20 protein-coding genes and 4 pseudogenes are annotated in these 23,691 nt (G+C 70.8%); 12 read left to right on the forward strand and 12 right to left on the reverse strand.

What is annotated here, in order from left to right; translation table 11 throughout:
* Positions 1 to 14: 14 nt before the first annotated feature.
* Positions 15 to 380, reverse strand: coding sequence for a PH domain-containing protein (locus ACI2K4_RS21495; RefSeq protein ID WP_404513514.1), 366 nt, complete (start codon positions 378 to 380; stop codon positions 15 to 17).
* Between the two features lie 112 nt (positions 381 to 492).
* Here ACI2K4_RS21495 and ACI2K4_RS21500 point away from each other — a divergent pair, with 112 nt between their 5' ends.
* Positions 493 to 1,686 (forward strand): aromatic acid exporter family protein, encoded by a 1,194-nt coding sequence (locus ACI2K4_RS21500; RefSeq protein ID WP_404513516.1) that lies wholly within the window; start codon positions 493 to 495, stop codon positions 1,684 to 1,686.
* A gap of 17 nt (positions 1,687 to 1,703) precedes the next feature.
* Here ACI2K4_RS21500 and ACI2K4_RS21505 read toward each other — a convergent pair whose 3' ends face one another.
* The gene (locus ACI2K4_RS21505) at positions 1,704 to 2,018 is read right to left on the reverse strand and encodes a 4a-hydroxytetrahydrobiopterin dehydratase (RefSeq protein ID WP_404513518.1); all 315 of its coding nucleotides are present in this window, start codon (positions 2,016 to 2,018) and stop codon (positions 1,704 to 1,706) included.
* A 181-nt stretch (positions 2,019 to 2,199) separates the two neighbouring features.
* Here ACI2K4_RS21505 and ACI2K4_RS21510 point away from each other — a divergent pair, with 181 nt between their 5' ends.
* Positions 2,200 to 2,667: a (deoxy)nucleoside triphosphate pyrophosphohydrolase gene (locus ACI2K4_RS21510; RefSeq protein ID WP_404513520.1), complete on the forward strand. Its 468-nt coding sequence runs from the start codon at positions 2,200 to 2,202 to the stop codon at positions 2,665 to 2,667.
* Between the two features lie 169 nt (positions 2,668 to 2,836).
* On the opposite strand, the pseudogene ACI2K4_RS21515 reads toward ACI2K4_RS21510, so the two are convergent.
* The 7 genes and pseudogenes from ACI2K4_RS21515 to ACI2K4_RS21545 all read right to left on the reverse strand — a co-directional run.
* Positions 2,837 to 3,079 (reverse strand): annotated as a pseudogene (locus ACI2K4_RS21515) (succinate dehydrogenase/fumarate reductase iron-sulfur subunit); the annotation flags it as partial.
* 48 nt (positions 3,080 to 3,127) lie between these two features.
* Positions 3,128 to 3,880: pseudogene (locus ACI2K4_RS21520) on the reverse strand (succinate dehydrogenase/fumarate reductase iron-sulfur subunit); the annotation flags it as partial.
* Positions 3,880 to 5,835: a fumarate reductase/succinate dehydrogenase flavoprotein subunit gene (locus tag ACI2K4_RS21525; RefSeq protein ID WP_404513522.1), complete on the reverse strand. Its 1,956-nt coding sequence runs from the start codon at positions 5,833 to 5,835 to the stop codon at positions 3,880 to 3,882. The pseudogene ACI2K4_RS21520 and the gene ACI2K4_RS21525, both read right to left, overlap by 1 nt.
* A gap of 9 nt (positions 5,836 to 5,844) precedes the next feature.
* Positions 5,845 to 6,651: a hypothetical protein gene (locus ACI2K4_RS21530; protein WP_404513524.1), complete on the reverse strand. Its 807-nt coding sequence runs from the start codon at positions 6,649 to 6,651 to the stop codon at positions 5,845 to 5,847.
* Positions 6,652 to 6,961: 310 nt separating this feature from the next.
* Positions 6,962 to 8,344 (reverse strand): TldD/PmbA family protein, encoded by a 1,383-nt coding sequence (locus ACI2K4_RS21535; protein WP_404513526.1) that lies wholly within the window; start codon positions 8,342 to 8,344, stop codon positions 6,962 to 6,964.
* Positions 8,345 to 8,393: 49 nt separating this feature from the next.
* The gene (locus ACI2K4_RS21540; protein ID WP_404513528.1) at positions 8,394 to 9,830 is read right to left on the reverse strand and encodes a TldD/PmbA family protein; all 1,437 of its coding nucleotides are present in this window, start codon (positions 9,828 to 9,830) and stop codon (positions 8,394 to 8,396) included.
* Between the two features lie 27 nt (positions 9,831 to 9,857).
* Positions 9,858 to 10,412 carry a Uma2 family endonuclease gene (locus ACI2K4_RS21545; protein ID WP_404514057.1) on the reverse strand — a complete coding sequence of 185 codons (555 nt, stop codon included), beginning with the start codon at positions 10,410 to 10,412 and terminating at the stop codon, positions 9,858 to 9,860.
* Between the two features lie 312 nt (positions 10,413 to 10,724).
* Between ACI2K4_RS21545 and ACI2K4_RS21550 the strand changes: the two genes are divergently transcribed.
* The 5 genes from ACI2K4_RS21550 to ACI2K4_RS21570 all read left to right on the forward strand — a co-directional run bounded on the left by ACI2K4_RS21550 (position 10,725) and on the right by ACI2K4_RS21570 (position 16,617).
* A complete protein-coding gene (locus ACI2K4_RS21550; RefSeq protein WP_404513530.1) occupies positions 10,725 to 11,786 on the forward strand; it encodes an ABC transporter ATP-binding protein in 1,062 nt (353 codons plus the stop codon).
* Positions 11,783 to 12,763 carry an ABC transporter ATP-binding protein gene (locus ACI2K4_RS21555; protein WP_404513532.1) on the forward strand — a complete coding sequence of 327 codons (981 nt, stop codon included), beginning with the start codon at positions 11,783 to 11,785 and terminating at the stop codon, positions 12,761 to 12,763. Before ACI2K4_RS21550 ends, ACI2K4_RS21555 begins: the two co-directional genes overlap by 4 nt.
* A complete protein-coding gene (locus ACI2K4_RS21560) occupies positions 12,760 to 13,788 on the forward strand; it encodes an ABC transporter permease (protein ID WP_404513534.1) in 1,029 nt (342 codons plus the stop codon). The genes ACI2K4_RS21555 and ACI2K4_RS21560 overlap by 4 nt, the downstream gene beginning before the upstream one ends.
* Positions 13,785 to 14,780, forward strand: coding sequence for an ABC transporter permease (locus tag ACI2K4_RS21565; RefSeq protein WP_404513536.1), 996 nt, complete (start codon positions 13,785 to 13,787; stop codon positions 14,778 to 14,780). Before ACI2K4_RS21560 ends, ACI2K4_RS21565 begins: the two co-directional genes overlap by 4 nt.
* Before the next feature lie 76 nt (positions 14,781 to 14,856).
* Positions 14,857 to 16,617, forward strand: a complete 1,761-nt coding sequence (locus tag ACI2K4_RS21570) for an ABC transporter substrate-binding protein (RefSeq protein ID WP_404513538.1) — start codon at positions 14,857 to 14,859, stop codon at positions 16,615 to 16,617.
* 45 nt (positions 16,618 to 16,662) lie between these two features.
* Here ACI2K4_RS21570 and ACI2K4_RS21575 read toward each other — a convergent pair.
* Both ACI2K4_RS21575 and ACI2K4_RS21580 read right to left on the reverse strand, forming a co-directional pair.
* Positions 16,663 to 18,342 (reverse strand): annotated as a pseudogene (locus ACI2K4_RS21575) (prolyl oligopeptidase family serine peptidase); the annotation flags it as partial.
* 86 nt (positions 18,343 to 18,428) lie between these two features.
* A pseudogene (locus tag ACI2K4_RS21580) lies at positions 18,429 to 18,885 on the reverse strand (peptidase S9); the annotation flags it as partial.
* A gap of 96 nt (positions 18,886 to 18,981) precedes the next feature.
* Here ACI2K4_RS21580 and mshB point away from each other — a divergent pair.
* From mshB to ACI2K4_RS21595, 3 genes are all read left to right on the forward strand, one after another.
* Positions 18,982 to 19,914: an N-acetyl-1-D-myo-inositol-2-amino-2-deoxy-alpha-D-glucopyranoside deacetylase gene (mshB, locus tag ACI2K4_RS21585; protein ID WP_404513540.1), complete on the forward strand. Its 933-nt coding sequence runs from the start codon at positions 18,982 to 18,984 to the stop codon at positions 19,912 to 19,914.
* Positions 19,911 to 20,399 (forward strand): hypothetical protein, encoded by a 489-nt coding sequence (locus ACI2K4_RS21590; protein ID WP_404513542.1) that lies wholly within the window; start codon positions 19,911 to 19,913, stop codon positions 20,397 to 20,399. Before mshB ends, ACI2K4_RS21590 begins: the two co-directional genes overlap by 4 nt.
* A 68-nt stretch (positions 20,400 to 20,467) precedes the next feature.
* Positions 20,468 to 20,932, forward strand: coding sequence for a hypothetical protein (locus ACI2K4_RS21595; protein WP_404513544.1), 465 nt, complete (start codon positions 20,468 to 20,470; stop codon positions 20,930 to 20,932).
* Between the two features lie 30 nt (positions 20,933 to 20,962).
* On the opposite strand, the gene ACI2K4_RS21600 is transcribed toward ACI2K4_RS21595, so the two are convergent.
* Complete coding sequence (locus ACI2K4_RS21600; protein WP_404513546.1) at positions 20,963 to 21,982, reverse strand: GNAT family N-acetyltransferase; 1,020 nt, start codon at positions 21,980 to 21,982, stop codon at positions 20,963 to 20,965.
* Positions 21,983 to 22,060: 78 nt separating this feature from the next.
* On the opposite strand from ACI2K4_RS21600, the gene fdxA reads away from it, so the two are divergent.
* Positions 22,061 to 22,387, forward strand: coding sequence for a ferredoxin (gene fdxA / locus ACI2K4_RS21605; RefSeq protein WP_170208586.1), 327 nt, complete (start codon positions 22,061 to 22,063; stop codon positions 22,385 to 22,387).
* Between the two features lie 56 nt (positions 22,388 to 22,443).
* Positions 22,444 to 23,550, forward strand: a complete 1,107-nt coding sequence (gene dapC, locus ACI2K4_RS21610; protein ID WP_404513549.1) for a succinyldiaminopimelate transaminase — start codon at positions 22,444 to 22,446, stop codon at positions 23,548 to 23,550.
* Positions 23,551 to 23,691 lie beyond the last annotated feature (141 nt).

Genomic DNA, 23,691 nt, shown 5'->3' on the forward strand with positions numbered 1-23,691 from the left:
CCCCCGCTCGGGCGCTACGAGATGAAGCTCAGGATGACGTTGTGTACGTGGTGACCCTTCTGGTCGCCACGGAACTCGACCTCGTACGTGTGCGTCCCGACGTGGATGGCGATCGCGCCGGTGGAGAAGAACGCGCCGCCCCAGGACTTGTTGCTCACCACGCTGACACTGGTGATCTTCGAGTACGGGATGCTGGTGATGGCGAACTTCTTGCCCACGAACGACTTGTCCTGGATGATCACGCGCCGGTTGGTCAGGCCGATGAAGCCGGTGCCGGTGCCGATCGCGTCGTAGACCGCGATCACCTGTTCGCCGTCGAGCAGGCCGCTCTGGATCTGCTGGAACTGCTCCCGACGGTCGTACGTGACGTTGTTGGCCATGCGCCCGAGGGTAGGAGTGCGGTGCCACCCCGCCCGACGCCGAACGGGCCGCGAGCCACGACCGATTTGCGGTGGTAGCGATTCGTTCGGCCGGGAGTGGGTAAGCCCGGCCGTGCTCTCGATCCGCCGCCGTCAGGGGCGTCGCAGCGCCCCCGCGCTGCCGGCCGACTCCGTCACGCGTCGCATCGACGAGATCCTGACCGGCTGGGCCGCGGCGGGCAGGGTCAAGGTCCGGGACCGGTTCCGCCAGATCGAGATCAACGTGATGGTCGCCGTACAGGCCGGTGCCGCGGCGGCGCTCTCCTGGGGGATCGCCCACGACATTCTGGACACCCCGCAGCCGGTGTTCGCGCCAGCGGCGGCGGTGGGCACCATCGCCTCGTCGGTGGGGCAGCGGCTGCACCGCACCATCGCGCTGATCCTCGGGGTCGCGGTGGGTATCGGGGTCGGCGACGTACTGATGCTGCTGGCCGGCAACGGCGCGTGGCAGTTGGGGTTGATCGTCGCGCTCGCCGTGATCGGCGCGATCCTGCTGAGCGGCCGGGGTGTGCTGGTGGCACAGGCCGGGGGTACGGCGGTGCTGATCGCGGCCCTCTCCCCGGAGGTGGGTACGTTGGAGTACCCCCGGTTCGTCGACGCGCTCATCGGCGGCGGGGTGGGCATGGTGGTGGTTGTGCTGCTCCTGCCGCTGAACCCGCGCCGGGTGGTGCAGCGGGCGGCGGGTTATCCGATCGAGGAACTGGCCCGGCAGTTGGAGGCCACCGCACGGGCGCTGTCGGCCCGCGACAGCGCGAGCCTGGCCCGGGCCGCCGACGGCTTCAGCGGCATTCAGTCGGACCTCAACAACCTGCACGCGGCGGTGGAGGGGGCGAAGGAGGTCGTGCAGTTGGCGCCCGCCCGCTGGCACCGACGCCCGACCCTGGCACTGTTCGCCCAGGGCGCGCAGTACCTGGACAACCTGGTGTGGAGTAGTCGGGGTCTGGCCCGGCGGGCCGTCGGCCTGGTCGAGGACGAGGAGCCGCTGCCGGACTGCCTGCCGGTCGCGGTCGACCGGTTGGCGGAGGCGGTGCGCCTGCTGCACGACGAGTTCCGCGACGGCTGGGAGCCGGACGAGGCGCGCAGGCGGGTACTGCGAGCGGTGTACGAGGCCAGCCGGGGTTACGACGAGGGGGTCGGGCTCTCCGGGGCGGCGGTGGTGGCGCAGGTCAGATCCGCCGCGACCGACCTGCTGCGGGCTACCGGGGTGGACCACGACGACGCGAACCAGCTCATCCGGCAGGCGGCCGAGCCCTCGGTCACGCCCTGAGCCCGGTGCTGGTCTGGTCAGTCGACGCTGGTGACGGCGCGGTAGACGTCCTCGATCCGGGCGGCCAGGGTGACCACGTTCTCGGTGATCGTGTCCTCGTCCGGTGCGCCGATCTTGATCTGGGTGTGGCCGTCGAGCCGCCGGAGTTCTGGACGGATGTGTACGGCGTCTGCGACGATCTTGACGCGTTCGGTCAGCGCGGCGTGCTGGGTATCGTCGAGAATGAGGGTGCGTTTGAGCTGGCGCCCCTCACGCACCCAGCCGGGCAGGAGCGTGAGCGCGTCCGTCAGGTAGTCACGCTGGGATCGACTGCGCCAGAGCGCACGCTTCACGATACCTCCCAAGCGTCGTTGCCGGCTTGTGGCCAAATCGTCGCTGTCCCGTGTCCTCGTCGGTGCTCCCTAGTCTGTCGCCGGCCGGCTGGTGTGTCCACGTCCACAGTTCCGTGTTCTTTTGCCCTACGGTCTAGCTACGGCACCCGAACCGCCGATTGATCTGGCACCGTTGAGGCCCGTGCATACCGAACGGGCGAGTGGGGATGAGGGTGTCGGTTACCGTGGCGAGTCGACTGATCACGCAAAGCGAAAAATGAGGGTTATTGTCGGGGCGGCCATCATCGCGGGCGGCAGGGTGCTCGGGTGCGCCCGGGCGAAGCCGCCGGAGGTGGCCGGCAGATGGGAGTTTCCCGGCGGGAAAGTCGAATCCGGCGAAAGTGAAATTGACGCACTGATCCGGGAGTGCGCCGAGGAGTTGGCCGTCCGGATCGAGGTAGGCGACCGGGTCGGCGGCGACGTACCGCTCGCGCACGGTCGGGCGGTGCTCCGCGTCTACCAGGCACGACTCGTCGGAACCGACCAGCCGCGGCTGCTGGAGCACGCCGAGTTGCGCTGGTTGGCCGTCGACGAGTTGGCCTCGGTGCCGTGGCTGCCCGCCGACGAACCGATCGTGGTCGCGCTCCGACCGCTGTTGACGCTCGGATAGGTGTCCGACGACGAATGACGATAACGACGACAAAGAGGGTTGTCGTACTGAAGGTGGCGGGCAACGACGCTCGTACCCGAATGGGAGTTGTGCCCGGATACGGCCGAAGGATCGGCGGCGGATGCCGCCGATCCTTCGGTTCGACGTACGGGCGAAATGCGCCCCCGGATCAGTCTTTCTGGTCCGGGTGGGCGTAGTTCAGATGGTCCGCGGGAAGCGGGAAGGAGATGTCGTCACCGAACGGTGACGGCGCCGCGGGCCGGTCGAAGGTGAACTCGCTCAGCGGCATCTTGCCGCGCTCGTCCACCACCGGACTGGTCGGGTGGGGGACCTGGCGGTGCCAGTTCACCCCACGCTGAGCCTGCTGCTCGGCCACCGGGTCGCCGGACGAGCCGCCGTGGGAGTGGTGCTCGCGGACGCCGGACGGATCGGTACGCGCACCGCTCTCGTCGCCGTCGGTCTGACCCCGTCGGAAGATCTTGCTACCTAGCCACACAAGAGGATCGTACCTGCGGTCGACCACGCGTTCCTTCATCGGGATGATCGCGTTGTCAGTGATCTTGATGTGCTCGGGGCAAACCTCGGTGCAGCACTTGGTGATGTTGCAGTAGCCGAGGCCCTGCGACGCCTGTGCGTACTCCTTGCGGTCGGTCTTGGTGTCCAGCGGGTGCATGTCCAACTCCGCCGCCCGGATGAAGTACCGGGGACCGGAGAACGCCACCTTGTTCTCCTCGTGGTCACGTACCACGTGGCAGGTGTTCTGGCACAGGAAGCACTCGATGCACTTGCGGAACTCCTGCGACCGCTCGACGTCGACCTGCTTCATCCGGTAGTCGCCGGGGGCGACGTCGGCCGGAGGAGCGAAGGCCGGGGTCTCCCGAGCTTTCTCGTAGTTGAACGAGACGTCGGTGACCAGGTCCCGGATCACCGGGAACGTACGCAGCGGGGTGATCGTGACCGTCTCGGCCTCTTCGAAGGTCGACATCCGGGTCATGCAGCCCAGCCGGGGCATGCCGTTGATCTCCATCGAGCAGGAGCCGCACTTGCCGGCCTTGCAGTTCCAGCGGCAGGCCAGGTCGGGCGCCTCGGTGGCCTGCAGCCGGTGGATCACGTCGAGGACAACCTCGCCCTCGTTCACCTCGACCTGGTAGTCCTGCAGGTCACCGCCCTGCTCGTCGCCCCGCCAGACCCTGAATTGGCGCTTGCTGCCCATTACTTGCCCGCCTCCTGCGCGTGCACGCCGCCGCTCTGGACGTCCTCGCTGAGGGCGTCGAAGTCGGCCAGCTCGTCTTCGGTCAGGTACTTGGCCAGTTCGGTGCGGTCGAAGAGCTGGATCAGCTCGGCCCGCATCTTCGGCAGGGGCTTGTGCTCCAGCCGTACCTTGTCGCCGTCGAGTGAGCAGACCAGGTTGACCGTGCGCCAGTCCGGCGCCATCTTCGGGAAATCCTCCCGGGTGTGCCCGCCGCGCGACTCCTCGCGCTCCAGCGCCGCCTTGGCGGTGCACTCCGAGACGATCAGCATGTTGCGCAGGTCGAGCGCCAGGTGCCAGCCCGGGTTGTAGCGCCGGCCACCGGTCGCGCCCACCTTCGCCACCCGCTCCCGCAGGTCGGCCAGGCGGACCAGGGCGTCCTCCAGCTCACCCTTGCGCCGGATGATGCCGACCAGGTCGCCCATCACCGCCTGGAGGTCCTGCTGCAACTTGTACGGGTTCTCGCCGTCCGGGCGCTCCAGCGGAGCCAGCGCGCGGTCCACCGAGGCCGCGACGTCGGTCGCCGCCACCTTCGGGCGGGCGCTCAGACCGTCGGCGTACGCCGACGCGTGCCCGCCCGCCCGCCGGCCGAAGACCAGCAGGTCGGAGAGGGAGTTGCCGCCGAGCCGGTTGGAGCCGTGCATCCCGCCGGAGACCTCACCCGCGGCGAAGAGCCCCTGGATGTGCCCGTGTGCCGCCGCGCTGTCCGGGTCGACCTCGACCCCGCCCATCACGTAGTGGCAGGTCGGCCCGACCTCCATCGGCTGCTTGGTGATGTCGACGTCGGCCAGCTCCTTGAACTGGTGGTACATCGACGGCAGTCGGCGCTTGACCTCCTCGGCCGGGAGCCGGCTCGCGATGTCCAGGTAGACGCCGCCGGCCGGGGTGCCGCGACCCGCCTTCACCTCGCTGTTGATCGCGCGGGCGACCTCGTCGCGGGGGAGCAGCTCGGGCGGGCGCCGGTTGTTGTCCGGGTCGGAGTACCAGCGGTCCGCCTCCTCCTCGGTCTCCGCGTACTGCTTGCGGAAGACGTCGGGGACGTAGTCGAACATGAACCGCTTGCCGTCGGAGTTCTTCAGCACCCCACCGTCACCGCGTACCGACTCGGTGACCAGGATGCCCTTCACCGACGGCGGCCAGACCATGCCGGTCGGGTGGAACTGGAGGAACTCCATGTTGATCAGGGTGGCGCCGGCCCGCAGGGCGAGCGCGTGCCCGTCCCCGGTGTACTCCCACGAGTTCGAGGTGACCTTGTACGACTTGCCCACCCCGCCGGTCGCCAGCACCACGGCCGGCGCCTCGAAGAGAACGAACTCGCCGGACTCCCGGTAGTAGCCGAACGCCCCGGCGATCCGGGGGCCGTCCGGGCCGGACGAGTCGAGCAGCAGCTCGGTGATGGTGGTCTCGGCGAAGACCTTGATCCGGGCCTCGTAGTCGCCGTGCTCGCGCTTGTCCTCCTGCTGCAACGAGACGATCTTCTGTTGCAGGGTCCGGATCAGCTCCAGCCCGGTCCGGTCACCGACGTGCGCGAGCCGGGGGTACTCGTGGCCGCCGAAGTTGCGCTGCGAGATCTTGCCGTCCTTGGTGCGGTCGAAGAGCGCCCCGTACGTCTCCAGCTCCCAGATCCGCTGCGGCGACTCCTTCGCGTGCAGCTCGGCCATCCGGAAGTTGTTCAGGAACTTGCCGCCGCGCATGGTGTCCCGGAAGTGGACCTGCCAGTTGTCCCGGCCGTTCACGTTCCCCATCGCCGCCGCCGCGCCGCCCTCGGCCATCACCGTGTGGGCCTTGCCGAAGAGCGACTTCGAGATGATCGCGGTGCGCTTGCCGGCCAGCCGGGCCTCGATCGCCGCCCGCAGGCCGGCGCCGCCGGCCCCGATCACGACGACATCGTAGTGGTGTCGTTCGATTCGCGTAGTCATGTCAGGCCCTCAGTTGATGAACCGCAGGTCGCCGAACCATTCGGCGGACAGCGCCATGATGTAGAAGTCGGTGAACGCCAGTGTGCCCAGCGTGACCCAGGCGAGTTGCATGTGCCGGGTGTTCAGCTTGGACACGAAGGTCCAGAAGCGGTAACGCACCGGGTGCTTGGAGAAGTGCTTCAGCCGGCCACCGGCAATGTGCCGGCAGGAGTGGCAGGAAAGCGTGTACGCCCACAGCGCGATCACGTTGACCCAGAGGATCACGTTGCCCAGACCGAATCCGAAGCCCTCCGGACTGCGGAAGGCGAGCACGGCGTCCCAGGTGTTGATGAGCGAGATGACCGCGGCGGCGTAGAACGCGTACCGGTGCGCGTTCTGGAAAATCAGCGGGAAGCGGGTCTCGCCGCTGTAGGTCTGGTGTCCGTCCGGCACCGCGCAGGCCGGCGGCGAGAGCCAGAAGGCCCGGTAGTAGGCCTTGCGGTAGTAGTAGCAGGTGAGTCGGAAGAGCAGCAGGAACGGCAGGGTCAACGCCGCGTCCGGGATGATCCACCAGCCCGGCAGCACCCGGCCGAAGTGCGCCGCCTCGGGGATGCACCGCTCGGTCACGCAGGGCGAGTAGAACGGGGTCAGATAGTGATAATCGTCGACCCAGTAGAAGTCGTGCATGAACACCCGGACCGTGGCGTAGGTGACCCAGGCACCGAGTCCGATGACCGTGATCAGCGGCGCGAGCCACCAGCGGTCGGTACGCAACGTCCTCGCCGCGATGGCGGCGCGCGCACGCGCACCACTCGGCCTCGTTGCCGTCGTAGTCATTCCTATGTCTCCCTGACAGGGCCCTGTCTGGCTGACGGGCACGGATGGTGTTCCGGCGAGCGCGCGGGGGCGGCGGAATAGAGCCGAAGTCGCGCCACCCGCGCGCTGTACACCAGCACCTATGCCTTCCGGCGCAGTTCGGCGTACACGTTACGCCGCACGCCGAGCGCACGATGCGCAAGGGAGTCTCGCGTGTGTCCTACCGGTAACGAAAGTCCCAGCAGTCATTCCGGGCGTGGTTGTGCAGAACTTCACTCATGATCGTGAGCCTGGAGCGGCCCCAGCCGGCGGGCCGCCGGCTGGCGGGGGATCAGCCCGAGGCCCCACCGGTGAAGTTCCAGGACGCCAGGCGCAGCGCCGGTGCCGACCACCAGGAGGCGTCCCAACTGTCCGGCAGCAGCGAGGCGTGCCGGCCGAGGCCGAGCACCGCACCCGGGGCGAGCGCCTGCGGGTACGACTGGGTGAAGCGGAAGTTGCGTACCGCCGTGGTCACCTCGCCGTTCTCGACCAGCCAGACCCCGTTGCGGGTCAGCCCGGTGACCACCAGCGACTTCGGGTCCAGCACCCGGGTGTACCAGAAGTCGGTGACCAACAGTCCACGCTCGACCCCGGCGACCAGCGCGGCGGTGTCCGAGTCGACCACCGGCCCGGAGACCTCGGTCGGACCGTCGCCGGTCCCGTCGGCGGCCAGCATCCGTAGGTTGTTCGGGATCGCCCCCCAGGAGGCGCCGCCGTGCGTCGCGTGACCGGTCGAGTCGACCCCGGCCTCGGCGGCGGTCCGCCGGTCGTGCGCCACGGTACGGGTCACCCCGCCCTCGACCAGCGCGATCCGGCGCTTCGGCGTGCCCTCGGCGTCGTACGGCAGGCCGAGGGTGTCGAGCGCGTCGTCGACCAGGGTGATCGCCGGGTCGAACTGGGCGGCGCCGAGGTCGGCGAAGGAACGCCGCTCGTTGTACGCCTTGCCGTTGAACCCGAAGAGCGCGAAGTTCTGCAGGATGTCGACCACGGCGGTCGGCTCCAGCACCACCTCGTACCGGCCCGGTGCCAGCTCGACCGGGGCCGCGCCGGCCCGTGCCTTGACCGCCGCCCGCGCGCCGAGGACCGCTCCGTCCAGATCGGAGAGGCGACCGGTGTTGCGCCGGGCCACCCCGTCCGCCCCACCCGCGCGGGCGACGCCGTCCATCGCCGCCTCGGCCGAACGACCGGCGACCGACTGCCCGGCGCTGTTCGCGAACGCTCCGGACCAGCTCACCGTACGGCAGTAGCCGGCCGTCTCCAGGCCGCCGGCCGCCGCCACGAAGTCCCTGACCCGGTCGGCCCGCTCGTCCGGCGAGGCCGACGCGGTCGCCTCGTCGAAGTTGCCCGCCCCGGCCAGCGGCGTCGGCGGGGTCAGTCCCGGCCAGGCCGGGTCGGGTGGGCAGAGCCGGGCGGCGTCGACCGTCCGCCGGACCAGCGCGCGCAGGCCGTCCTCGCTGACCACGGTGCTGGAGCCGGCCGCGGTACGCCCGTCCACGTGCAACCGCAGTCGCAGGCCGGTGGTCTCCTCGGCGACGTTCTGGTGGATCGCCGAGTTGGCGAACCGGGTCAACGACTGGGCGGTGTGGGTGACCGAGGACTCGGCCTGGGCGTCCGCCCCGGCGATCTCCCGGACCAGCTCCACCACCCGACCGGCGAGATCGAGCTCCCGACTCATCGAGACGTTTCCCTTCGCTCGTCGCGTACGGCGATGGTCCTCGCGCGGGTCATCCGCGCACCCCCACCCGTACGTTGGTGAAGCGGGCCGGGGCGGCCGGGTGACCGGTGTGGCCGACCTGGCCCGGCTGGCCCTTGCCGCAGTTCGGGGTGCCCCAGGCGACGGTCTCGCCGGAGAGCATGTCCATCGAGCGCCAGAACTGCGGGCCGATCCCGGTGTAGGTGGGGTTGCGCAGCATCCGCCCCCGGCGACCGTTCTTGATCTCCCAACCGATCTCGCAGCCGAACTGGAAGTTGAGCCGCTTGTCGTCGATCGACCAGGAGCGGTTGATGTCCATCAGCACGCCGTCGTCGGTCGCGTCGATGATCTCGTCCAGGGTGTGCGGTCCGGGCTCCAGACCGACGTTTGTCATCCGTACCATCGGCAGCCGCGACCAGCCGTCGGAGCGCACGCTCCCGGCGTAGTCCAGGCCGGCGACGGCGGCGGAGTCGCGTCCGGCCAGGACACCCACCCAGCGACCCTCACGGACCGCGTCGCGCTTGGCGGCCGGGGTGCCCTCGTCGTCGAAGCCGAAGCTGCCCAGCGCGCCGGGGATGGTCGGGTCGATGGTGATGTTCATCAGCTCCGAGCCGTACCGGAGCCGCCCGAGTTGGTTGAGGTCGAGCCACGAGGTGCCGGCGAAGGCCGCCTCCCAGCCGAGGATCCGGTCCAGTTCGATGGCGTGTCCGACCGACTCGTGGATCTGTAGCGCGAGCTGTTCGCCACCGAGGATCAGGGTGGTCTCGCCGCTCGGGCAGAGCGGCGCGGTCAGCAGCGCGCGGGCCTCCTCGGCGATCCGGGTGGCGTGCGCGCCGAGGTCGAGCGAGTCGACCAGCTCCCACCCGCTGGTGCCGTACTGGCCCCGGTAGCTGGGGTAGGAGCGACGCTGGGTCTCGCCGTCACCGATCACGGTGGCCGAGATCCCCGCCCCGCACTCGCGTACGTGCTGGTCGATCCGGTGGCCCTCGCTGGAGACGAACCACTTGTTGGTGTCCCAGATCTGGTAGATCCCCTCGGCCACGTCCGCGCCGGCCCGGTGCGACAGCTCGGTCGCGCGCACCAGCAGGTCGCCCTTGTCGGAGAGGGCGACCGAGAGCGGGTCGACCGCGCAGGTCGACGCCCACGATCCGCTCTGGCCGCCGGTCGGCACCAGGTCGACGGCGGGGCCGGGGACGCGCGCGCTGGCCGAGGCGATCCGCGCGGCGCGGGTGCCGGCCGCGCGGGCGGCGGCGTCGGAAAGTTCGGGTACGGCGAAGAAGCCCCAGCTCGAACCGACCAGCGCCCGTACGCCGATGCCGGCGTCCTCGTCCTGGGACAGTTCCTCGATCTCGCCGTTGCGGGCGGTCATCGACTCGTAGCGCCGGTGCATCACCCGGGCGTCGGCGTAGCGCGCGCCCGCGTCGAGTGCGGCCTGCACCGCGGCCGTGGCCACGTCGAAGTGGGTCATGACCATGACCCTAAACGAGAACTTGGGTCAGTGGCGGGGCAGCAGTCCGCTCGGGTCGATCTCGGCGGGCAGCGGCTCGGTGAGACGCAGTACGTCGCCGGGCTTGGTCACCGACTCCTCGACGTAGTGGCTGCCCCGCAGCCGGTAGAGGTGCAGGGCGCCGGTGTCCTGTTCGACCAGCAGGTACCAGGGGATGCCGGCGACGGCGTAGTAGTGCATCTTCAACACCCGGTCGGTCGAGGCGTTGCTCGGCGAGATGATCTCGCAGACCAGCCGGACCTCCTCGGCGTCGACGACCGGTTCGTCGAAGTCGATCTCGCCCGTGACGACCAGGTCCGGGATGGGCATCCGGCCAGGTCGCAGCCGTACGTTGACCGCCTCCAGCACGTGCAACCCGGCGGCGTCGGCACCCGGGTCCAGCATGCTCGCCAGCCGGCGGGAAAGGTACTGGTGGCGGGGAGTCGGTGCCGGGGTCACGTAGAGGCTCCCGTCGAAGAGTTCGACCCGTTCCGGTGTCTCGCCGAGCGCGAGGTAGTCCGCCTCGGTCCACGGCCCGCCGTGCCCGAACAGTGCCGAGGTCATCGTCACCTCCGACTTCTCCGGCGGACGCCGCCGCCGCGCAGTGCGTGACCTTTCCGCTGGTCAGTCTCGCACGCGGGAGGTGGCTGTCGCAGCGTGACCCAGGGTGGGGGCCGGGCCCGTGTCAGGACAGTGGACGACGCGCGTGCACGATGCCGAGTCGTTACTGTTTGTCGGCTGACAGGTCTGTTTCCGTCGCATACTTTCGCCTTTACCACCCGTTACGCGCACTCTCCGGCTGTTTGCAGTAGGTTCGCCGGCTGTGACGAGCGGAGATCCGGCACCGACGGCAGTGGAGAGAGGCGGTCGAGCAGGATGCCCGGAGCACCCCGGCAGCGGGGCGACGACGGTCCGTACCTGCGGGTCCGGGATCTCCGGGTCGGCTTCGACACCCCGGACGGGCTGGTCCGCGCCGTGGACGGCGTCTCGTTCACCGTGGACCGGGGCCGTACCCTCGGCATCGTCGGCGAGTCGGGCTCCGGCAAGAGCGTGACCGGGCTGGCCGTACTGGGTCTGCACGATCCGGGGCGGACCACGGTCAGCGGCAGTGTCCTGGTCGGCGGGCGGGAGCTGGTCGGCCGGCCGGAGGAGGAGATCAGGCGGCTGCGTGGCCGGGACGTCGCGATGGTCTTCCAGGACTCCCTCTCCGCGCTGCACCCGTACTACTCCGTGGGCCGGCAGATCGCCGAGGCGTACCGGGTCCACCACCCGGGCGCCGGCCGCCGCGAGGCCCGGCGCCGTACGGTCGAGATGCTCGACCGGGTCGGCATCCCGGAGCCCGACCGGCGGGCGGACCAGCATCCGCACGAGTTCTCCGGCGGGATGCGCCAGCGCGTGATGATCGCAATGTCGCTGGTCAACGACCCGGATCTGTTGATCGCCGACGAGCCGACCACCGCGCTCGACGTCACCGTGCAGGCCCAGATCCTCGACCTTCTGGCCGACCTGCAACGCGAGTTCAACTCGGCGATCGTCCTGGTCACCCACGACCTCGGCGTGGTCGGTCAGGTGGCCGACGAGGTGCTGGTGATGTACGGCGGCCGGGCGGTCGAGCACGGGAGCGCGGAGCAGGTGCTCCGCCGGCCGCAACACCCGTACACCTGGGGTCTGCTGGCCAGCGTGCCGTCCCTGCGCGGCCCGGCCGAGGCCGACCTGGCGTCGATCGGCGGCAACCCGCCGAGCCCGGTCGACCTGCCGCCGGGCTGTGCCTTCCACCCCCGCTGCCGGTACGCCGGCCGTGGCGGCGAGCGTTCCCGGACCGAGGTCCCCGAGCTGCGACCGGTGGTCGAGCGCGGGCACCTGGTCGCCTGTCACCTGCCCGAGGCGGAGCGCAAACGGCTCCGCGCCGAGGAGATCGCCGTCGGGGCGCGGCGATGAGCGAACCGTTGCTGCGGGTCGAGGGACTCACCAAACACTTCCCGGTCCGGGCCGGGTGGCGTTCGTCGGCCCGGGTCCGCGCGGTCGACGGGCTCGACTTCGAGGTACGCGCCGGCCAGACACTCGGCCTGGTCGGCGAGTCCGGCTGTGGCAAGACCACCACCGGGCGGATGCTGGTCCGGCTGCTGGAGCCGACCGGTGGACGGATCACGTTCGAGGGACGGGACATCACCCACGCCCGGCGGGGAGTGCTGCGCCCGCTCCGTCGGGACCTCCAGATCATCTTCCAGGACCCGTACGCGTCGCTGAACCCGCGCCACACGGTCGGTCGGATCGTGGCGATGCCGCTGCTGGTCAACGGGATCGAACCACCCGGCGGGGTACGTCAGCGGGTCGGCGAACTGCTGGAGCTGGTCGGGCTCGGTCCGGAGCACCAGAACCGCTATCCGCACGAGTTCTCGGGCGGTCAGCGGCAGCGGATCGGGATCGCCCGCGCGCTGGCGTCGGGACCGAAACTGATCGTCGCCGACGAGCCGGTCTCCGCCCTGGACGTCTCGATCCAGGCGCAGGTGATCAACCTGTTGCGGAAGCTGCAACGGGAGCTGGACCTCGGGTTTGTCCTCATCGCGCACGACCTCGCCGTGGTCCGGCACTTCTGCCAGCGGGTCGCGGTGATGTACCTCGGGAAGATCGTCGAGGTGGGGGAGCGGGACGACATCTACGCCCGACCTCAGCACCCGTACACCCGGGCGTTGCTCTCCGCCGTGCCGGACGTGGGTCGGCTCGGTCCGACCGGGAGGATCCGGCTCACCGGTGACGTGCCGACGCCGCTCGACCCGCCGTCCGGGTGCCGGTTCCGGACCCGCTGCTGGAAGGCGCGGGCGATCTGTGCCTCGACCGAACCCGAACTCGTCCCGCGCGACGGTGGCCGGCAGTCGACCGCCTGCCACTTCCCGGAGCGGGGGGAGTTGGCGTGAGCGAGCGGCAGGTGGTCGCCGGCACGGCGGCGGCCGAGGATGCGCCGGGGTCGAACCCGGGTGCCGGACCGCTCGGCGGCCGGGCGGCCGTCGGCCGGTCACCGGGGCAACTCGCCTGGTCGCGGCTGCGGCGCGACCGGGTCGGGATGGTCAGCGGCGGGGCGCTGCTCTGCTTTGTCCTGCTGGCGGTCGCGGCGCCGCTGGTCGAGCGGCTGTACGGCAAGGGGCCGCTGGACCGGTTCCCGGAACGGCTGGACCGCAACGGCTTCCCGCTCGGCTACGCCGGGATCGACGGCGAGCACTGGCTCGGCATCCAGCCCAACCTGGGGCGGGACGTCTTCATCCAGCTCGTCTTCGGGCTGCGTACGTCGCTGCTGGTGGCGTTCACCGCGGCCCTGCTCACGATCGGGATCGGCGTCGTCGTCGGGGTGCTCGCCGGCTACCTCGGCGGCCGGGTCGACGCGCTGCTGAGCTGGCTGGTCGACCTGACCATGGCCTTCCCGTTCTTCATCTTCTGCTTCGCGGTGATCCCGGTGGCGGTCAACCAGTTCTACGGCGTACGCGACGCGGAGGCGCCCTGGTTCCGGCCGGTCCTGCTGATCGTCGTCTTCGCCCTGTTCAACTGGACCTACACCGCGCGGCTGGTCCGGGGCCAGGTGCTCTCGCTGCGTGAGCGCGAGTTCGTGGACGCGGCTCGGGCCGCCGGGGCGGGACTCGGACACATCCTGTTCCGGCAACTGCTGCCGAATCTCTGGACGCCGATCCTGATCACCTTCTCGCTCAACGTACCGGCGCTGATCACCGCCGAGGCGGCCCTCTCCTTTCTCGGCATCGGCATCCTGGAACCCACCCCGGACCTGGGCCGGCTGATCAGCGACAGCGTCGACTTCGTCCGGGAGGTGCCGAGCTTCACCGTTGTCGGCGGGACCACCCTCTTCCTGCTCGTGCTCTCCTTCAACCTCTTCGGCGACGCGCTGCGCGACGCGCTCGACCCGAGGTCGAGTCGCCGGGGAGCCCGGCGATGATCCGGTTCCTGGTCAGGAAGCTGCTGCTCGCGACGGCGACGCTCGTCGCGGTGAGCGCGCTGACCTTCGGCCTCTTCTTCGCCGTGCCGAACAACCCGGCCGAGCTGATGTGCGGCAACGGCAAGGTGTGCGGGCCGGAACGGCTGGAGACGATCGAGCGACGGATGGGGCTGGACGCCCCCGTGCCCCAGCAGTACGCCGGCTTCATGAAGGGGATCTTCACCGGTCGTACCCTGGGCGAGGGCGCGGCGGCGCGCGAGTGCCCACGTCCCTGTCTCGGGTTCTCCTTCCGCAACGACGAGCCGGTGTCGCGGATCGTCGGGCGTACGCTGCCGGTGACGCTGAGCCTGGTCGCCGGGGCGGCGGTGGTCTGGCTGCTGGTCGGGATCTCGCTGGGGATGGTCTCCGCGTTGCGTCGGGGCACCCTGCTCGACCGGCTCGCGGTCGGCTTCTCGCTGGTCGGTGCCTCGATGCCGATCCTGCTCTTCGGACCGTTGCTGCTGATCGTCCTGGTCTACGAGACCGGCTGGCTCGGCTACCCGCGCTACGTGCCGGTCACCGAGAACCCGGCCGCCTGGGCGAGCGCGATGATCCTGCCCTGGCTCGCGCTGGGCCTGCTCAACTCGGCGTCGTACGCCCGGCTCTCCCGGGCCCAGCTGCTGGAGACCCTGACCGAGGACTTCATCCGTACCGCCCGGGCGAAGGGGCTGCCCAGGGCCAGGGTGTACGGCCGACACGCGCTCCGGGCGGCGATCACGCCGATCGTCACGATCGCCGGGCTCGACGTCGGCACCTACCTCGGCGGAACCGTGATCACCGAGACCGTCTTCGGGTTCACCGGGCTGGGCAAGGCGTCGCTCAACGCCGCGATCAACCTCGACATGCCGGTGGTGATGGCCACCGTGCTGCTCGCCGCGGTCTTTGTCGTGGCCGCCAACCTGGTGGTCGACCTGCTCTACGCGGTGATCGACCCGAGGGTACGACTGGGCTGACCGGTGCGACCGGGTGCCGACCAAACCAAAGGTGCGGGAGGAGCACTCCCGCCGGACCGATCGGGAGGACCGACTGATGCGACCAGGACGTGGGGTGGCGGTGGCCGGCGTGGCGTTGTTGCTGGCCTCGACGCTGGCGGCGTGCTCGGAGAACACCGGGGACCCCGACGCGGGGCCCGACGACGGTGCCGTCCAACAGCGGACCAGCGCGATCGCCACCGACCCGAAGGAGTCGCAGGGCCCGGCCCCGGCGGTTCCCGGGGCCAGCCGGGGCGGCACCATCCGCACCATCGTCCAGCAGGATTTCGAGCACCTGGATCCGCAGCGCACCTACACCGTCGTCGCGATGGCCGCGCAGCACCTGCTGGTCCGTACGCTGACCCAGTTCCGCGAGGACGGCCAGGGCAAGCTCACCCTGATCGGTGACCTGGCCGAGACGCCCGGCAGGGACGTCAACGGCGACTGCCGGGTCTGGGAGTACAAGGTCAAGCAGGGCGTCCGCTACGAGGACGGCAGCGAGGTCCGTGCGGCCGACATCGCGTACGGCATCGCCCGGTCGTTCGAGGAGTCGATCGACGGCGGTGCCACCTACCTCCAGGAGTGGCTGGCCGACAGTCCCGCCTACAACGCCACCTACAAGGGGCCGTACACCTCGGGCAGCACCGCCGTGCCCGGCCTGAGCATGCCGGACGACCGGACCCTGGTCTTCACCTTCGCCAAGCCGCACTGCGATCTGCCGTTCGCGCTCTCGCTGCCCACCACGGCGCCGGTGCCGCAGGCCAGGGACACCAGGACCGAGTACGACCGCAGGATCTTCTCCTCCGGCCCGTACAAGATCAAGGAGTATCTGCGGGACAGCCGGCTGGTGTTGGAGCGCAACCCGCACTGGAATGCCGAGACCGACCCGCTGCGGCACGACTACCCGGACAGCTTCGTCTGGGAGATCGGGCCGGACGACGTCGCGCAGACCGAGCGGATCATCGCCGACGCCGGTGCCGACGCGTACGCGATCAGCAGCGACGGCGCCCCGCAGGCACTGGTCAACCAGGTGCTGGGCAACCCGGACCTGAAGCAGCGGACAATCTCGGCACCGCAGCCGTTTGTCCACTATCTGAGCATCAACAACGAGCGGATCACCGACGTCGACGTCCGCAAGGCCATCGCGTACGCGATCGACAAGCGGGGCATCGTGCTCACCCAGGGCGGTGACGCCGGTGGCCGGGTCACCAACACCCTGCTCGCCGACAGCACGATCGGCTGGAGGAACTACCCCAACCCGTGGGACGGCGGCCCGAACGGCAACCCGGACAAGGCGCGGGAACTGCTCGGCGGTAGGAAGGTCAAACTCGTCTTCATGGCCCGCAGCAACGCGTACGGGCAGGTCACCGCGCCGGTGGTGAAGGAGAGCCTGGAGCGGGCCGGGTTCGAGGTGGTGGTCAGGACGGTGGAGACGCCGCAGCACAACCCGACCGCCCGGACCCGGGGCAACGAGTACGACATCTACCTCTCCAACTGGGTGGCGGACTGGCCCAGTGCCGCCTCCACCATCCCGGTTCTCTGGGACGGCCGCAGCCTCGGCCCGAAGGGCAACTCGAACGTCTCGTACTTCAACTCCGACGAGGTCAACCGGAGAATCGACGAGGTGAGCGCGCTCCCGGCGGGCGAGGCCGGACCGAGGTGGGCCGAGATCGACCAGCTCATCCACGAGCGGTACGTGCCGGTGGTGCCGCTCTTCCAGGCGTACTTCACCGGGGTGGTGGGCTCCAAGGTCGGCGGCGTCTTCCTCTCCGAGTCCATCGGCACCCACGTCCTCTACAACGCCCACGCTCGCGGGTAAGGAAGGGCCCCTTATTAACGCATAGCGTTAATAAGGGGCCCTTCCTTACCCCAAGTGGCGGCGGAGGAAGTCGAGTTCCAGGCGGAGCAGGCGTTCGGCGGCGCCCCCGGCGGCCAGGTGGGTGGCCCCGGTCAGCGGGATCACCGCGTGCGGGCGGCCGGTGGCGAGCATCGCCGCCGAGAGTCGCAGTGTGTGCGCGGCCACCACGTTGTCGTCGATCATCCCGTGCACCAGCAGGATCGGCCGGGCGTCGTCCGGCGTGACCGGCGGTTCACCGGCCAGCTCCAGCAGGCAGTGGTGCGCGTACACCTCCGGACTGTCGTCGGGCAGGCCGAGGTAGCGCTCCGCGTACGCGGTGTCGTAGAGGGTCCAGTCGGTCACCGGAGCACCCGCGATCGCGCACCGGAACAGTTCGGGGTGGCAGAGCGTGGCCAGCGCGGCCAGCCAACCCCCGAACGACCAGCCCCGGATCGCCACCCGGTCCAGGTCGAGGTCGGGGTGCTTCTCGGCGAGTGCGGTGAGCGCGTCCACCTGGTCGAGCAGGATCACGTCGGCGAGCCGTCGGTGGATCACCTTCTCGAACGAGGGCGCGACTCCCGGCGTACCCCGGTTGTCGACGGTGACCACCGCGAACCCGGAGTCGGCCCACCACTGCCGTTCCAGCCAACGGGAGCGGGTGGCCAGCACCTCCTGGTGTCCCGGCCCACCGTAGACGTCGAGCAGCACCGGCAGCCGGCGGCCGGTGACGTGGCTGCGCGGGTAGAGCACGGCCGTGGGCAGCCGGCGGTCGGTGACCCGCTCCAGCACGGGGCGCGGCGCGTACGGCGGGTTCGCCGCGAGCGAGGCGAGTGCGCCCACCTCACGGTCGCCCTGCCAGACGGTCCACCGGGTGCCGGGGTGGTCGAGCGAGGCGGTTCCCACCACCAGTACGTCGCCCCCGACGACCCCGGTGTGCCAGCCCGGGTCGGCGGTCAGCCGGCGGGACTCCACCCCACCGCCGATCGCGGTACGCACCCGGAACAGGTGCTGCTGGCTGGGCTCCCCGTCGCTCGCCTCGACCAGCAGGTCGGTCGTACCGGGACCGGCCGGGAGCGGACCGACCACCCGGCGGATGTAGAGCGACGGCGGGGTGAGCAGGGTGCCGTCGGCGAAGAGGCAGCGCGCGTCGTAACCGTCGTGGGCGAGTTCGCCGCCGACCAGCACCCGGCCGTCGGGCAGGTGCCGGGGGGTTCCGGCGACCGGTTCGACCCAACGCGGGTCGGCCAGTTCCGCGTGCACCTGGGTCTCCCCGGTCCGCGGGTCGACCGCCAGCACCAGACCGTGCTGCTGCAACCGTCGCAGTACGGTGATCAGCGGACCGGTGTCGGCCCAGCGCACCGACACCAGGTAGGGGTAGGTCTCCCGGTCCCAGTGCACGTCGACCCAGCCCCCGTCGAGGTCGAGCAGGTGCAGGGTGACCTCGGCGTTCGGTCCCCCGGCCCGGGGGTACGCGACACTGCGCGGTGGGCTGGCCGGGTCACCCGGGTCGTGCAGGTGCCAGCGGGACAGCCGGGACTCGTCGACCCGGGCGGCGAGGATGGATCGCCCGTCCGGGGCCCACCAGTAGCCCCGGTAGCGGCTGAACTCCTCGGCCGCGATGAACTCGGCGAGCCCCCAGCTCACCCCGGCCTCCTCACCGGCGAGCAGGGTGTCGCTCCCGTCGGCCTCGATCACCCGCAGTTGTCCGCCGCACCGGCCGCCGTCGCCGTTGCCGTTGCCGCCGTTGCCGCCCGCTCGGGCGGGGGTGCCGGTCCGGCCGTCCGATCCGGGACCCTCGGTGACGTACGCCAGCCGTTCGCCGGTCGGGTCGGGGCGCGGGTCGATCACCGGTCCGGTGACCGCCACCTCGACCACGTCGCCGTGCACCAGGTCGGCCCGGAACAGGCGACCCGCCAGGGCGAAGACCGCCACCCGGGCGGCCGGGTCGGTGGCGTACCCGCCGATGCCGCCGGCCTGGAGCCGCTGCCGTTCGCGTAGCGCCCGTTCGGCGGTTGGCAGCGGCAGGGTGTCCTGCGGGTCCGTCGGGTCGGCCTCCAGCAGCAGGGCCGGATCGGCGACCAGGCGTTCGGTCGACGTGGCGACGTCGAACAGCCAGAGCGCGTCGGCCGGGTCCTCCGGGCCACCGGACCGGAGGAAGACCACCCGGGAACCGTCGGTGGCCACCGACACCGACCGCGGTGCGCCGTGGCTGAACCGGCGGGTACGGGCGGCCAGTTCCGGATAGTCCACATCGCCGATCGTAGAGTGGCGCGATCGATGATGGGGCTGAGCTGCGTATCGTGTCCGTACCTCGGCGGGGGCGGTCCGCCGCCCCGGACGCGTAGAGTGACTGCCGTGACGAACCTGGCCGACCGACGGCTCCTGCTGGTGCACGCACACCCCGACGACGAGGCGATCGGGACCGGCGCGACGATGGCGCACTACGCCGCCGCCGGAGCGGGGGTCACCCTGGTGACCTGCACGCTCGGTGAAGAGGGCGAGATCCACGTACCGGCGCTGGCCGGACTGGCCGCGGACGCGGCCGACCAACTCGGCGGCTACCGGGTCGCCGAACTGGCCGCCGCCTGCGCCGCGCTCGGCGTGTCGGACCACCGCTTCCTCGGCGGGGCGGGCCGCTACCGGGACTCCGGGATGATGGGGCTCGCCACCAACGACCACCCGCGCGCCTTCTGGCAGGCCGACCTGGACGAGGCGGCCGGCCACCTGGTGGAGATCATCCGGGAGGTACGCCCCCAGGTGCTGGTCACCTACGACCCGAACGGCTTCTACGGCCACCCGGACCACATCCAGGCGCACCGGGTCGCGATGCGGGCGGCCGAGCTGGCCACCGCGCAGGGGTTCGGACCCGCCAAGATCTACTGGACGGCGATGCCGAAGAGCGTGCTGGAGGCGGGGATGGCCGCGTTCGGGGATTCCTCGGACAACCCGTTCGCCGGGATCGACCGTTTCGACGACCTGCCCTTCGGCACCCCGGACGACGAGATCGCGGCCCGGATCGACGGCACCGACGAGCACGCCGCCAAGGAGGCGTCGATGCGCGCGCACGCCACCCAGATCCCCGAGAGCTCCTGGCTCTACTCGATCGCCGGCAATTTCGGCGGCGAGTTCATGGGGGTGGAGTACTACACCCTCGCGGTCGGCGAGCGGGGACCGGGCGGTGGCCCGTACGGCTGGGAGGACGACCTCTTTGCCGGCCTGGCGCCCGAGGCGGCCGGCCCGGTCGGGGTCGACACGCTGGCGGAGAGCGGAGTGCGGTGACCCTGTCCAGCCCACCCACGCCCGTGTCCGACCAGGTGTCGCCCGAACCGGAGCCACCGGGTCGGACCGCGCTCGCCCGGATTGTCGACCTGTCGCTGCGGATCGTCGGCGCGGCGCTGGCGGTGTTCGCCGCGCTGGTCACCGCCACGCTGGAGTTGCTGCTCGCCACGGTCCGGGTCGGCGGTCAACTGATCGGTGTCTCGGTGCTGGTCGCGATCGTGGCCAACCTGGTGCTGAGCTGGTTCGCGTACACCACGGTGGGGCGGCGCTGGGCCGTCGCGCTGCCGGCCGTGCCCTGGTTCGCGCTGATGGCGGTGGCCGCGATCAAGACCAGCGAGGGCGACGTCCTGCTCGCCGGGGACAACTGGGTCGGGGTTGTCATGATCTTCGCCGGCTCGATGGCCTTCGCCGGGATGGCGTTCCGGCTGATCGTCACCCGCCCCGTCGGTCCGCTTCCGCCACCGAGCCGTCCGGCCAGCGGATAGGGACTCACAGCTCGGAGTGGTAAGTATCTTCCAGCGGTACGGGAACCGGCTGTTTCTGGAGGCGTGCGATGAAGGACCGTTGGCTGCGCGTCGGCGTGCTCGCGGCGGTGTTTTTCCTGATCAACGTGATCGCCCGACTGGTGATCCGGTTCGGCTTCCCCGACGACGTGGAGGCGTCCGACCGGCTCTCGCTGGGCATGTTCGCGCTGATCGGGTTGATCCTGGCCACGATCGCGTTTGTCGTCGGGCGCCGCCAACCGGTCTCCCGCTGGGGCGCGGACGCCGCGGTCGCGGTGCTCGGCGCGATGGCCCTGACCGTGATCGTCGGCCCGTTCGTCAGCGGCAGCTACCCGTTCGCCAACGGCGCGGGCGAGTTCTTCTCCCAGATCTGGCTCTACGCGGCGTTCGCCGGTGCCGGTGCCGTGCTCGGCTTCCTGCTGGTCACCGCGCTCGGACTCGACTACCGCTCCCAGTCGCTCAAGCGGTACGCCGAGAACAAGCTCGCCAAACCCCGCCGGGTCGTCCGCCGCTGAACCCGGCCAGCGCCGGTGTAGTAGCGGCCCTCAGGGGGCGGGTGGTGCCACCCGGGTCAGGTACGTGTGGTGGGTGGTGAAACCGAGCCGCCGGTAGAGCGCCACCGCCGCCGCGTTGTCCTGCTCGACCTGTAGGAACGCGTCGGTCGCGCCCAGCCCGGCCGCCCACTCGGCGAGCGCCCGGACCAGGTGTTGGGCCAATCCCTGTCGGCGGGCCTCGGGCACCACCTCGACGCTGGTCAGGCCGAACCAACGGCCGGCACCGGTCACCGTGCCCCGGCCGGCGGCGATCAGTTTCCGGTCGGAGTCGCCGCCGGGCGCGTACACGTGGGCGAAGCGGACCTGGGCCACCGAGGTCAGGATGTGGCGGGCGGCGGCCGGGAGGGTCGCGAGCGGATCATCCCCGGCGGCGGTGCCGGCGTGCGCCGCCTTGCGGGCCGCGCAGAGGGCGAGCCACTCGTCCGACGGGGCGGTCGCCAGCTCCACGGCGGCCAGGTCGGTCCGGACCGGCGTACGGGCCAGCAGGGTGGGCAACGGTGCGGTCTGGGCCAGTGTGGGCTTGCGACTGGTCCACCCGCGCTCGTCGAGCGCCACCCCGACGGGGGCGGCGAGCGGCAGCGGAGTGTTGATCATCGCCGGCCGACCGAGGTCGGCGTACCAGCGCTCGACGGCGTCGATCGCGGCCTCCAGCGGGCGGTCCGGGTCACCGACCGGCAGCGCCGAGTTGGCCCGGCCGGTCCAGCCGCCGGCGCAGCGGAGCAGCCAGCCGCCCAACCGGTCCTGCACCGGTGCCGGCCAGGCCTCGTTCGCCGCGAGTTCGAGCTCGACCACGGCCTGCGCGCTCGGGCGCCGCGCGGGCGGTACGCGTTTGGCCCGGTGCACCTCGGTCAGCGGCACCCGCAGTTTCCCCCGCTCGGTGACGAGGGTGAGGTGGGTCTCGGTCAGCTCGACCAGCTCACCGAGGGCATCGCTGAAGAGCGGGCGGTCAGCTCGACCCCCTACAATTCGTCGGACTACCACGCGGTGTCCCAGATCCTGCCGTCGGAGCACGATCGCCCTCCTCCCCGGCGAGATACTAGGCTCTTACCGTCGCGGTTGATCGCGGCGTAGCTTGCGGAGGAGAGATCGGTGACCTACATCATCGCCGAGCCGTGCGTCGATGTGCTCGACAAGGCATGCATCGAGGAGTGCCCAGTCGACTGCATCTACGAGGGCAACCGGATGCTCTACATCCACCCCGACGAGTGCGTGGACTGCGGGGCGTGTGAGCCGGTCTGCCCGGTAGAGGCCATCTTCTACGAGGACGACGTGCCGGAGCAGTGGAAGGACTACACCTCGGCGAACTACGAGTTCTTCGAGGACCTCGGCTCGCCCGGCGGTGCTTCCAAGATCGGTAAGGTGGAGAAGGACGCGACCTTCGTCGCGGCGCAGGAGCGGCGCGGAGAGGGACACTGAGCGGCGTTCCGACCGGTGGGGGCACGGCCCCCGGTGGCAGGAGTGGAGGTGGGCCGGTGGGCACGGCGGCGAGCCGGATCAGCGGCCTACCCGATTTTCCCTGGGATCTGCTGGCACCCGCGAAGGTGGTGGCCGGCGGGCATCCCGACGGGATCGTCGACCTCTCCATCGGGACGCCGGTCGACCCGGTGCCGGAGCTGATCCGGGCGGCGCTCTCGGCCGGATCGGACGCCCCGGGCTACCCGCTGACCGCGGGCGCCCCCGCGCTCCGGTCCGCGATCGCTTCCTGGGTCGGCCGCAACTGCGGGGCCGACCCGGCCGCTGTCGGCGTGCTGCCCACCGTCGGGTCCAAGGAACTGGTCGCCTGGCTGCCCACGCTGCTCGGGCTCGGACCGGACGACGTGGTGGTCATCCCCGAGGTCTGCTACCCGACCTACGAGGTGGGCGCCCGGCTCGCCGGGGCCACCGTGATCCGGGCCGACTCGTTGACCGCGATCGGTCCGAACCCCCGGGTACGCCTGATCTGGGTCAACTCCCCGTCCAACCCGACCGGCCGGGTGTTGCCCGCGACGCACCTGCGCAAGGTGGTCGACTGGGCGCGGGAGCGCGGCGTGGTGGTGGCCAGCGACGAGTGCTACCTGACGCTGGGCTGGGAGTCCGAGCCGGTCTCGGTGCTCTCGCCGGAGGTCAGCGGCGGGTCGTACGACGGCCTGCTGGCCGTGCACTCGCTCTCCAAGCGCTCCAACCTCGCCGGCTACCGGGCCGGCTTTGTCGCCGGTGACCCGGACCTGGTGTCCCGGCTGCTGGCGGTGCGCAAGCACGCCGGCATGATCGTGCCGGAGCCGGTCCAGGCCGCCATGGTGGCCGCGCTCGGCGACGAGACGCACGTGGCCGAGCAGCGGGACCGCTACGCCGCCCGCCGCGAGGTGCTCCGGCCGGCGTTGCTCAAGGCCGGCTTCACGCTCGGCGAGTCGACCGCCGGCCTCTACTTCTGGGCCAGCCGGGACGAGGACTGCTGGGCCACCGTCGACTGGCTGGCCGAGCGGGGCATCCTGGTCGCCCCGGGCTCCTTCTACGGGCCGGCCGGAGCGCGACACGTCCGGTTCGCGGTGACCGCGACAGACGAGCGGATCGCCGCGGCCGCCGAACGCCTCGCCGGCTGAGTAGCCGCCGAGCGTCTTGCCGCCCGAGTAGCCGTCGGCGCGCGTCCGGCGGCCTCGGGTGCCCCTCGGAACCCGTACGGAGTTAGCCGTACGTCGATTTTGTGGCCGGAAATCCGTAATGGATCATCGCTGGTCACGTCC

The sequence above is a fragment of the Micromonospora sp. NPDC050397 genome (genome assembly GCF_044901685.1).
GTDB lineage: Bacteria > Actinomycetota > Actinomycetes > Mycobacteriales > Micromonosporaceae > Micromonospora_G.